The 11,011-nt window shown below is 55.2% G+C and carries 9 protein-coding genes; 4 read left to right on the forward strand and 5 right to left on the reverse strand.

What is annotated here, in order from left to right; genetic code table 11:
* The first annotated feature begins 126 nt into the window (after positions 1–126).
* Entirely contained in the window at positions 127–741 is a 615-nt protein-coding gene (locus J2W46_RS34120; RefSeq protein ID WP_310360380.1) for an HAD family hydrolase, read from the forward strand.
* A 226-nt stretch (positions 742–967) separates the two neighbouring features.
* Here J2W46_RS34120 and J2W46_RS34125 read toward each other — a convergent pair whose 3' ends face one another.
* Complete coding sequence (locus J2W46_RS34125) at positions 968–1,714, reverse strand: hypothetical protein (protein ID WP_310360382.1); 747 nt, start codon at positions 1,712–1,714, stop codon at positions 968–970.
* Positions 1,715–2,252: 538 nt separating this feature from the next.
* On the reverse strand, positions 2,253–2,942 hold the full coding sequence (locus J2W46_RS34130) for an IS110 family RNA-guided transposase (protein WP_310360385.1): 690 nt from the start codon (positions 2,940–2,942) through the stop codon (positions 2,253–2,255).
* A 17-nt stretch (positions 2,943–2,959) separates the two neighbouring features.
* Between J2W46_RS34130 and J2W46_RS34135 the strand changes: the two genes are divergently transcribed.
* The 3 genes from J2W46_RS34135 to J2W46_RS34145 all read left to right on the forward strand — a co-directional run bounded on the left by J2W46_RS34135 (position 2,960) and on the right by J2W46_RS34145 (position 5,064).
* Complete coding sequence (locus tag J2W46_RS34135) at positions 2,960–3,529, forward strand: cysteine hydrolase family protein (protein ID WP_310360386.1); 570 nt, start codon at positions 2,960–2,962, stop codon at positions 3,527–3,529.
* A gap of 111 nt (positions 3,530–3,640) precedes the next feature.
* Positions 3,641–4,084, forward strand: coding sequence for a P-loop NTPase family protein (locus tag J2W46_RS34140; RefSeq protein ID WP_310360388.1), 444 nt, complete (start codon positions 3,641–3,643; stop codon positions 4,082–4,084).
* A 176-nt stretch (positions 4,085–4,260) separates the two neighbouring features.
* On the forward strand, positions 4,261–5,064 hold the full coding sequence (locus J2W46_RS34145; protein WP_310360392.1) for a lipid II flippase Amj family protein: 804 nt from the start codon (positions 4,261–4,263) through the stop codon (positions 5,062–5,064).
* Between the two features lie 591 nt (positions 5,065–5,655).
* Here J2W46_RS34145 and J2W46_RS34150 read toward each other — a convergent pair.
* The 3 genes from J2W46_RS34150 to J2W46_RS34160 form a co-directional block, all read right to left on the reverse strand.
* A complete protein-coding gene (locus tag J2W46_RS34150) occupies positions 5,656–6,573 on the reverse strand; it encodes a hypothetical protein (protein ID WP_310360394.1) in 918 nt (305 codons plus the stop codon).
* A 46-nt stretch (positions 6,574–6,619) separates the two neighbouring features.
* The gene (locus tag J2W46_RS34155; RefSeq protein ID WP_310360397.1) at positions 6,620–7,999 is read right to left on the reverse strand and encodes a hypothetical protein; all 1,380 of its coding nucleotides are present in this window, start codon (positions 7,997–7,999) and stop codon (positions 6,620–6,622) included.
* 1,552 nt (positions 8,000–9,551) lie between these two features.
* Positions 9,552–10,418: an FkbM family methyltransferase gene (locus tag J2W46_RS34160; RefSeq protein ID WP_310360401.1), complete on the reverse strand. Its 867-nt coding sequence runs from the start codon at positions 10,416–10,418 to the stop codon at positions 9,552–9,554.
* Positions 10,419–11,011 lie beyond the last annotated feature (593 nt).

An 11,011-nucleotide genomic window follows, 5' to 3' on the forward strand; every position in this document is an offset into this window, starting at 1 on the left:
TCGCTTCCTGCCTGGTGTTAGTCAAAAACACAGCCTTATGCCTACCCGTAATTTTAAGTGGGAGACTGTGTCCGGTGTTTCAGGGGGCTGCTCCACCTTCATCCGTCCCCACCTTCCTTTTTCAGAATGCCGATCTCCCTCGCTTTGTTCGACATGGACGATGTCCTGGTTCACTATGACCGATCAGCACGTGTCGCATACATGGCGTCGCTGTCGAATCGCTCGTCGGACGAAGTCGAAGACGCTATATGGGGTTCGGGACTGGAAGCGAAAGCCGATGCGGGACTGATTGACAGCCTCCAGTATCTGCGCGAAACCAGCGACCTACTCGGGTGTGAGGTGTCTCTCGACCACTGGCTGCGCGCCCGCCGCGAATCTATGTCTCCGAACCTTGATGTATTGGCGCTGGCCGCGGAGGTATCCACGACGTGCACGATCGCCGTGCTGACCAACAACCCTCGACTGGTGGCCGACAACATTGGCTACTTATGTCCGCCTATTGCGGACCTCTTCGGCAAGAATGTGTTCGCATCCGCATCCTTCAACGCCGCGAAGCCTTCGCCCGAAACTTTCCTCAAGTGCATCGATTCATTGGGCGTCGCTCCCTCCGAATCACTCTTTGTTGATGATCTGGGAGCGAACGTGGCGGGCGCTCGAAGCGCAGGGCTACTCGGCCATGTGTTTATCGATCACGCCACGCTTTCCGAAGAACTCCGCAAACACCGGCTGCTGTGTTACTGAGGCTAGAACGACTCCCGGGCGACGCGCACAGCGACATTTGCTCGAAGGCTTACCATATCGAATGACCGTTCCGGAGATCGCCGACTGTCCCTTGAGGGTCGCGTGCGGAAGTTAGCGACGCGGTCGCCGACGTTGCACCGCGTTCGAACCGCGATCTTCGGCTACTGGCGAGGAACGGACCTTCGCCAATTGCGTCACGAGCGTCACCAATCGGTTTTGATACTAGTCAAGGCTGGATAGTGTTTAACGACTTATCAAAGACGCCCACCTGCGCCATCATGCTCTCGTCGAGCCCGCTAATTGCGTGAGGAAGATCGGCTTCGATCGCATCCATGAAGTGGTAGGTGTAGGGATCGATCGTCTTCATCCAATAGACCGGCTGGCGGAAAACTGCTTCGTGCGTATCGCTAGTGAACATATCGATTTCGCCGATGATCAGACGTGTATAGGCGCTCATCGGGCCGCTAGAGCTATACACCGGCGACACGCGTATCAGGAGCACCGCATCGCTCTCCCGGTAGACCGGGCCGCTTGCGTGCCACCGGTTATGATCATCACGCGAAAAGGTGGGCAGTGTCGGTGTGGAAGCGTCGACTTCGTTGACAACATAGCCGTGGGCACGCAGCGCAGCTTCAATGCCGTCAGTGAATCTGCGGTTCAATTTTGTGTCACCTAGCTTTGCCGTGACAACATCGTCGAACGCGACTGCATTGTGTTTGGCGGTTCTGGCATTCGCAAGCCCAGTTATACCGCCCGAGAGCGCTGCACCGATCAGACCGCCGCCAGTCAGCAGAAGCGGCGTCTGAGCGCGCCCGCCGCTATATACCGTCTTCCCGGGATACACGACCGTTACCGTGTGAACCGTACGAAGCCTTCCTGCATCGACCTCAGCGCGCGGTCCCGCCGCGCAGCCCGTGAGGAGGCTGAGCGCCGTGATCGCACTAAGGTTCAAGAGTTTCGAGATAAGTGGCATCAATCCATTCCAGAGGCGTTACTGGTTATTCGTCCGCTCGTGCTTTATCGGAGCATTAGCGAAAAACTTGAGATCGTTCGCCACGAAAATGGGTCACGATATTGGATTTCGACGGGAATCGACCATGAGAAGGCTGCGGATCGCCGTCGGCCCGTCGTCGGCCGATTCTGTTTGCAAGGACTTCCCCCGAGAGTCAAGCTCGGTTGTTTGTGGGTGTCAGCCATGCGTGGCGCAGACGCCGGTGGCCCCGTTGGTTGTTGTTCGGCCATGACGGTTCTCCGGTTTCTTCCACTGCTGCTTTGCAATGCAAACCAAGGAATAGACTGCGTCTTTGCAAACGGCCTTGTTGCCCGGTATGTCGGGCGGGCCACGATATGAGCCGCACAGGAGAACCCTATTTGAAAACCGGCGATCAGGCATGGAGGCGAACCGGCATGCGCTTTTGAGCCGCCAACAGAATCGTCGGGTTCTTCTCCCGTTCGGTCCAACCTCGTTTTGCTATCGCGTCGAGCAGTAGTTGAGTTTCAAAGTGATCGGGTCATGTCGTTGCCGGTCGTGCAGATGGATTCATGGGGTGACGCTGCCACGCATCGGCATCGTAGCGCTCGCCCTTGGCGAGCATCGCCCACAGCATTCGGGCGTGTTTGTTGGCGATCGCGATCAGCGTCTTGTAGTAGCCCTTGCGCTCGTGTAGCTGCCTGATCCACCGTTGCAGACGGCCTGCGTGCGCGGGATCAGCACGCAGCGCTGACTGCAACGTACTTCGCGCTCCCTGAACAAGCAGCGTTCGTAGATACACGTTGCCGCGCAAGCTGATGTGCCCCAGTCGTGTCCTGCCGCCCGAACTGTGCTGTCGTGGCGTCAGGCCCAGCCAGGCACCAAACTGTCGCCCATTGCGGAAGACCTTTGCATCAGGAACCGCAGCGGCCAGCGCACTTGCCGTCACCGGGCCAACGCCCAGGAGTTCGCTGGCTCGTCGTGCGACGTCACTGCTGCGCGCGTGACTGGCAATCTGCAGGTCGCAGCCGGCAAGCCGCGCATTCAGCGCGACCAGCTGCTCACGCACTTCCAGCAACATGGTGCGCACCGGGTCAGGCAAGCTGGCGTCTTCGACCAGACCCGGCAATGCGGCAAGAAGCCGGTCCGCACAGCGCGCGATCCGGCCAAAAGCGGCCAGTCGACCGCTCCACCAATTTCGTTGACAATCTGGAACAGTTGCCCGCCTCAACAGACTTGGAGAGTCCGATGTTAGTTGCCCGTCCTTCTGCTGGTGCCGTGCTGCTACTGATTGATTTGCAGCAAGCGATCGACCATCCGAGTTGGGGCGTGCGAAACAATCCCCATGCTGAAGAGCAAATTAGCAGCTTGCTTGCGCGATGGCGCAGCGAGGGTTGGCCGGTATGGCATGTCCGGCACGATTCCACCGACGCAAATTCTCACTATCGACCGGGGCAGCCAGGGCACAAATTCAAGCCAGAATTCACCCCGATGAATGGCGAGCCCGTTATCCCGAAGCAGACCAACAGTGCCTTCATCGGAACCGATCTTGAAGCCCGGCTCCGCAACGGTAACCTCGATACGCTGGTTGTAGTGGGTGTGATCACGAACAATTCAGTTGAGGCGACGGTTCGTATGGCTGGCAATCTTGGTTTCCAGACCTATCTCGTTGCCGACGGATGTTTCACGTTCGCCCGCACCGACTGGAGCGGGACCGCACGAAGCGCCGACGATGTTCACGCGATGTCCCTAGCCAACCTGGACTCGGAATACTGCACCGTCACAACGGCAAATCTGTTGTTGAGTGACCAAAGTTGAGTCTGTGCTCGCTGTTCATTCGGCTCCGTGCGGCTAGGAAGGGACACTCGCCCTCTGCACATAGATCGTCGACAAATCTGATCTAAGCACAAGAAAGGTGGGCAGTTGCGCATGAATCTGGTCAAGACGCTCGTGATTGGAAATTCGGGTTCGGGGAAAAGCTGGCTTTCGAAGCAGCTCGCTGCCTCGCTCGGTAGCTCTTGGGTCGACCTTGACCTACTCCACTGGGAACCAGGTGGTTACAACACGCCCCGGAAGCGAGAAGATGTAATCACAATGGCACGCGACGCGGCCACGGCAGAGCGTTGGGTAATTGAAGGTATATACGGCTGGATCGTCTCCGAGATTTTGTCGACCGCGACAGCGTTGGTCTGGATAGATGTGGACGAATCTGAATGCGTCGAGAACATTCGCCAACGTGGCATGCGGCGCGGCGGGGATGCGCAGTCGTTTGCGGAATTATTGACATGGGCGAAGTCGTACCGGTCTCGGACAGGTTCTAGTTCGTATGGTGCGCACGCGGCGATCTTCCACTCGTTCAAAAAGCCTGTTTGAAGACCCGAGACCAAGTTACAGCTTTCGCTGGCAGTTTGATCTGAGAATTTAGCCTTGACCGAATGGTCGGCTTAGTTCGGCCAATTCCGGTCACACGATCAGTGAGCCAGATCGCCGACAAACGGGCCGCGGGTACTCCGGTAGACTTCGGTTCTTGCCAACCTCGCGGCGACAACATGGACACCCAGCTTTTGGTCATATGCGGGCTTACATTCGTAATCCATGTGATCGCGACACTTGCGTATGCAGTGCGGATTGCTGGTGTTCGCACGCGCCGCATCGCCGTGTCATTTTCTCTATTCGGGATCATCGCCTTGGTTTCCCGAACGGCGAATTCCTTTCAAGGACCATTCATAGCGAAGCGGGTTGAGCTTGATATTGCTCGTCACATGGAGCATGGCCTGCTCGGCGACTTTCGGCTTTTCCTGCTTACCGCCACGGTGGCAAGCACTGCGGGCGCGTTTCTCATTCCTACTTTCCAGCGTTATTTCAGCCGCGCCGTCGATCACTTTCAAGCGAACCGCTCGATCCCTCGTCTGCTACTCCATATCTTTAGCTGCGGGGGCGTCAGCTATATTCGGCTTGGAGCGCGACTTCCGTCCCGGCGCAACGTCACCCAACTGGCAACTGGCGCGGGCGTTTCCTGGAGGGTTATAGGATTGAACGTAATCGCGATGGCGATCTGGACGGTGGGCGTTTTCGCGTCACTATATGCTGGATTCTTGAAACCCGACTTGCGAGTTACATGCGCAAACCTGTCATCCGTTATCAATGGCTTCGCGACCGTGGTATTGGCAGTCGTCATCGATCCGCAAGTTTCAGTGATGACGGACGATGTAATCGAAGGTCGGATCTCCGAAAATAGCTTTCGACGGGCCATTACCACTCTCGCGGGCGCACGCGTTCTCGGGACACTATGCGCACAGGCGGTGCTCGTTCCAGCAGCGTTGATCATTGTTCGCATCGCCGAACTCATTTAGCAGCGCGTTTTTTCATTCCGAAGACTCCTTAACGGAGATTTGAGCGATGGCCTCGAAAAGCAATCCGCCGGGCAACGGGAGATGACGTACCCGTACTTACAGAAATTCGAAACGATGCGCACGCGACCGTCGATCCGCGCAAGCTGTCTGGGCCGAACGAGATTGACCTGATCGGCAATCGCTCGCATAGCCGCAAAAACTAGTTTCCACACAAGCTGGACCCACTCCGGTCAGATAACTTTCTCCGAAGCGGTCAGTCAGTTAATTTCAGGTTTCGCGAACTGGAGCGCCAATAAGCGGCCGTTGGCGACCTCACCCAATCGGCCATGAGGCGACGTTCACACGCGTCGTAGCTCGGACGTTCAGACGGCTGCTTCGCTTCGAAGACTGTCACTGGACTCGTAAAGGGGGAAGTCGCTTTCGGTCTTTGCTTAATACAAGTCGCCTAGCCACGCACGACCATCGCTTGTCAGCGACGCTGCAACGTATCCCGTTCGCTGCGCAACGTTAGAGGGCCGCTCACTGGTCGTCCTGACGTAACGTAGTTGGACCTGACAGCTTGCGCGCACCAAGAAGTTTGAAAAGCAGACACTAATGTCGCACTGAAACGCACGTCGTTGTACCATCGAGTCGTTTTATGAATATATCAGTCGTGTTATTCGTTCTGAATCGCAACCCACTCATCGAACCGCCAATGATCTTGTTCACATTCGTGTTGTCGAACGAATTAACGATCGGTGAATATCCGTCATAGAACGCATACGTCGTCCCTAAGGCTCCAGCGGTTTTTTGAGCCTTAAGCAAAGGGGGTAGCCCCACCGAAATGGTTGCCTTCTGCCCTTGAATGTTCTCAGCAGCGGAAATCTGACACGATTGCCGAGCAGGATTGGAAATAACACTCTTATCTGCCGGATCTTTAGTCAGGTTATCTCTTTCGCAACTCACAGGCTGAGTAGAAAATAGCCGATAAATAGCGTCCGTCGGGATTGGATAATTCTTATCGTTGTCCAGCATTTTTTTTGTCTTGCTCACTTTGCTGCGGATGGACGGCTCATCGATCGTAATCGAACAGGTGTTAGGAAAGTTTTCTGACACTAATTCCTTCGCTTTACTTGCAATACACGCACCGCCCTCAAAGCCGTTGCACCATGAGCCATACTTGTACTGTACAAGTGTTCCGTTTTCAATTCCATGAGAACAGCCAACATCTGTCTTCGAATTGCGTGCAAATATTGCTGGATTATCTCTTTTTTCGGCTGATTTTATTCCGTTGTTTGTCCAAGTTTCTCTCAGTACTCCTATTTGAATTTCGCTGCTTGGCTTCGCCCACTGCTTTACTTCAATATAATTTCTGTAACGAATTGCATTTTCCGGATCGTTAGGAAGCTTGCATGCATTATCTCTAATAGAATTGACCGAGTAACAGCTTTTGGGATCTGTGCATTCCACGATTACGGGATCTTTGGCTTCGAAACCGCATCCGCTAAGATGGCACACGATTGATAACATCCCAAACTTCATTACACTGGATTTCCGACTCATCATGCTCTCCGAATTATTGTGTGGGAAGGCCGCAGACGGTACCGAGAAGCACGTCTACATTTTTGGCAAACGGAAAGGAATCGTGCCGGCTGGGTATGCCTACAGGCGTCGAGCAGGGTAATCCGAAATCTGGCGATGGAATGTTGGAAGCTATAAAGGTTAATGCGGCACGAATATAGATTAAGTTGGCGACAGTAACTCTTATGTTCTTATCATCGAGAGCCGAACGTGATACATATAAAAAAGCGTTTTGCGGCCCATTTGCATCGCAATTTGCGAACAGGTCATCCCGCGACTGTATCTCGGAGATAAATCTGCACATGCTGTTGGAATTGTCGTCAATGCTCCCATTGATGACCGGCATAAGCCACGTCCACCCTCGGAAACTGGTCAGTCTGACCGCCACCGTATGGTGTCGTTCACCGAGCGGACCGTATGTGCTGAGATCGTTTCCGCTACCTATTGCAATACTTCTAGCTGTCCCCGTAAGGATGCCGCTGGTCTTTAAAAGACTTGGGCTGGTTTTTCCGTCGTGGCATGCGAGTGATAGTTCTTCAGTAACCGGTGGTTCAATGGTTCCGCTGCGTAGATTCGAAATGGATAGGGAATTTAGGATATATGGCATTGAGCGTGCAACGGCAAAGGTGATGCGCTCGAATAGTTCTGGAGTAAGCTGGAGAAGTGAAATGTCACTTTGCAGGTCTACCGACTGGCGCGACTTACTGCCAGGTGCAACGGCGAGATAAACCATGCCGCCGGGTAGTTCGCCTTTGCTTAAACTGTCGGCTTTCACAACCCTTATAAGAGGAGCCATTTCCCGATACATGATTCTCGGCAGGAGAGACAGCGCTTTGACATAGGCAAGTGGCTCGAGTCTGTTATTGCTCGGCTCGCCAAACGAGGTGCGCGTTACCACCGCCCTTAAGCACGACGGGTATGCTCGGGGCAGAGTGTCGACTGCCCCCGGTGGCGTTAGACAGCAACCCCACCCTGAGCACGAAGGAGGGTCAAGAGCGGGACATATATCGGTACCGTTACGAAGGCATTCGGCATAATAGGTCAATACAGCTTTATTTCCCGATTCGAGCGGCAGGTAGGGCGCCCATGCAGGTATGTTGCCACCCAGAGTGGGAAATGGAAGGAGTCCGTCTATCCCTCCTACGTCGTCAATGACGATGAATGGCTTGCCGTCGATCGCCGAGTACCGAGTCGTTGGAGTCTTTCCCCACAGGCGCGCAGAGAGTAGCACCCAAAAATCAACGTATGCCGCTGGGTCTGCAGGCACGTCCATTGTTCCGTCACAATCGTCCCGCTCAATTGCGGGCGGAGTGAAGTCCTTTTTTCCGCTTGAACCGGCTCGGCCAAACGCCTCATCGGTCGCAATTGCGGTCATGCCGGGCGCTCCAGGAAACATGCACATGTTGCGCGATGTGCCTAGGCCTTCGCAGAAATCTCGCCCTAACCCGAAAAACCCTCCGAAACCCGCCTTTCCCCCCTTGCCAACTTCTCCGGGATCCCCGATCTGACCCGGCCAGACGTCCGCGCCTGAAATGAGAAGATCCGAATCGCCATCAACTTTTATGCTGAAGTCCCCTCCCTTGCCACTGGCGTCTAGATTCGCAGGCGGTCGAGTGCCGCTCCCACCATCCCCTCCAAAGCCTCCGTACCAACCGCATCGAGATTGCGGAAGTACGCATGTACCGCCCTGTTGTCCGTCACCGCCTCGGCCCCCGGACTCGCCTGCTGGGCCAGGCGCCCCCTGAGCGCCACCTAGTCGAATCGCAAGCATGCCGCTCGCGTTCCCCCGCACATGAATAGCGACGCTTCCGGCGGCAGGAGGAGTGCATGGCGACACGATTGATTGCATTGCCTTTCCGCTCTCTCCGGCTTGCCCATCTAGGCCCTTCTTGCCCGGCGACGCGGCGGACCCGGACCGTGGACCACGATCCAGTTGCGACGCGTCGGGCGCGGGCGGGGGCGCTGGAGGGTACGCATGCGCGCAGGCTGTCTTGGCACTATTTGAAAGAGCTCGTATTTCAGCTCCAGGCTCACTTACGAAGGATCGCGAAGAAATTGCTACATTGTGCCCGTTCGTAAGAAGAACACCATCCGCCTGAAAAACCACTTTGTCGACGTCGATGATGGAGTCCGCGTTGATGCTGACCAAGCCAGACACCTCGAAGATTGTTTTCGAGGCGGCTTGGTTGGAGGAGGAGGCGCAACCTAGAAAACAACAAACAGGCACCAAAGAAAACAAGAGCAATACGGCGCTTGGGTGCATGGCTGTCTCCTCGCCGTTATTCTGGTGCGTCCCTTACAAATTTAATAGTAGGTCGCGACAGTTTGTACAAGGAAAACCGGCGATTGCCTGTCGTTTTGCATACAAATGTCGCATACCAGGTACGTAGATTTCTCCATAGGGTGGACTTCATTGTGTTGCTACGTGAGCCAGCAACCGGTTGAAAGTCGCCAAGGCTGAAAATTTCGCAGCAGCAACCTCGCGAACGACCGCTACATCCCAGAACGCGACACTCGGGCGATAAACACCATGAGCGGCCGAAACGGGTCGGGCTGCGTCAGTCCGCTATTCAAACTGATCGCCGGAAAGCTGCCAGTAAAATCGGGCTGCCGTGAGGCAGCCAGTCGTTAGTGCGTACATCGGACCCCGAGTAGTTGTTCGTCCCGGCCAGCGGACGATGACTGCTGGCCAAACCGGAACGCAGTTCGCGCGGCTCCCAAATGGAAAGTTGCCGTCCTTCGCGGGGTGCTATCTACACGACGTCACAAGAAGCGGTCGATCGGCGGTCGGCCATTTCCTCATGGTCGGAGCCCCGCAGGACGCGCAACGACGCTCGCGACGGGTACTGCACGACCAGCACGACTTCTCGCAGTTAGCCGAGTTAGACTGTCGTCTGGTCGGGCAGCAGACTTGCGCGGCAGCTAGGCTATCGAGAGAACACCATGTTTTCTTCCCCGAAGTAGTTTTGCACGCGTTTCCTGCTATCAATACGAAAACCGTGTTCCATCAATATCCCATGGCAGACGTCAAAGTGCGGTCCCGACTCTTCAAGTTCGATAAAGACCTTCTTGAGGTCAGAAGACGCTAGCACCTTACTCATTCCTCTCAATACCTGGGGCTCGCAGCCATCGACGTCAATCTTTACATAGTTCGGTCGAGGAATATCCGTGAAATCGATAAAGGCGTCGAGTTCGTATCTCATCACAGATTGAACGAAATCCGGCTCGAAATCCTTCGCGCCGCGTTTCACGGGGTTGTCGAGTATTTTCAAGTGGCCGCCGGCTTCGAATTTTTGGATGAACATCTTTCCCAAGCCATTGGTATCGGAGAGCGCTACGTTAAAATTGCTAACAGGATGGCGCTGCGTCGACTTGTTCAAAAAAGTGTTGAGATTGAGCAGCGAAAAATTCGCCACTTCCGGCTCAAAACAGATCACGCGCTTACCTGTTGCCGCTGCGTACAACGCGAAAAGACCATTGCTGGCCCCAATGTCGTAGTACACCTCGTCTTCAGGGATGGAATCAATGAAATTCAATAGTTCCGGTTCGATATGCTCTTGCCCGAACGCTTGCCAGAGCAGTCGCTGCGATGGAGTATGAAATGTGAGAGGAACACCCCGGACGCTAGTACAAGTGTTCTGCTCAATACCTTCGATGCCAATCACGCGCTGATAATTTTCCGCGCCTGCGATCGTTTTCAGATCGACCTTCTTTACTAACGCCGCTGGCTTCTCGCCAAGGTGCAACCGCCGTTCGTATTCGCGAATCTGTTCCAGTTCCTGTTGGGACTTCATGGAAACTCCGATGTCTTCTTTGTTGAATAGCTGCCGAACACCGACGGCTTGACTGACCATTACGTACCGACGCCGCGAGGCGTTGCAGCAGTTTCACTTTAAGGGACAGATAGGTAACAGTAATTAATGAAAAGAACCCTTAATTGTGTTCAATTCGCCTCTTTGCGTTTGGCGCCAAGGTGGCGAAGGCAGCGACGTATGCAGCGGGGGAACTCCGGAAAATAACGGGCGTCAGGGTCTGTCGGCGTTGCTGGCGCGAGCGGACCGAAAGGCAAAGCAGGCAGCGACTCGGCGGATCTGTAGCTTCAAGGAAGCTAGTGCCTCACCCCAACTGACAGTTGACCGAAACAGAAGAAGGAGCGGCCGGTGTGCTCCGAAAAGCGGTCGATCCGCTGGCAAACATGCGAACGGCTGTCGAGGGGTCGAGTCCGGAAGTTCGGGCCGGGCTGCCTGGGGGCATGGCGCTCAAACCGCGATCTTCGGGCAACCGCCCACAAGCAATGGGATGGACTCCTCCTCACCCGACTGAGACGTGGCGCATGATTGGCGACATGTTCGGCCGGTCAACGAGGAGGAACCCGAAATGGACATGA

Origin of the sequence: Paraburkholderia strydomiana, assembly GCF_031456815.1 — a bacterium.
GTDB lineage: Bacteria > Pseudomonadota > Gammaproteobacteria > Burkholderiales > Burkholderiaceae > Paraburkholderia > Paraburkholderia caledonica.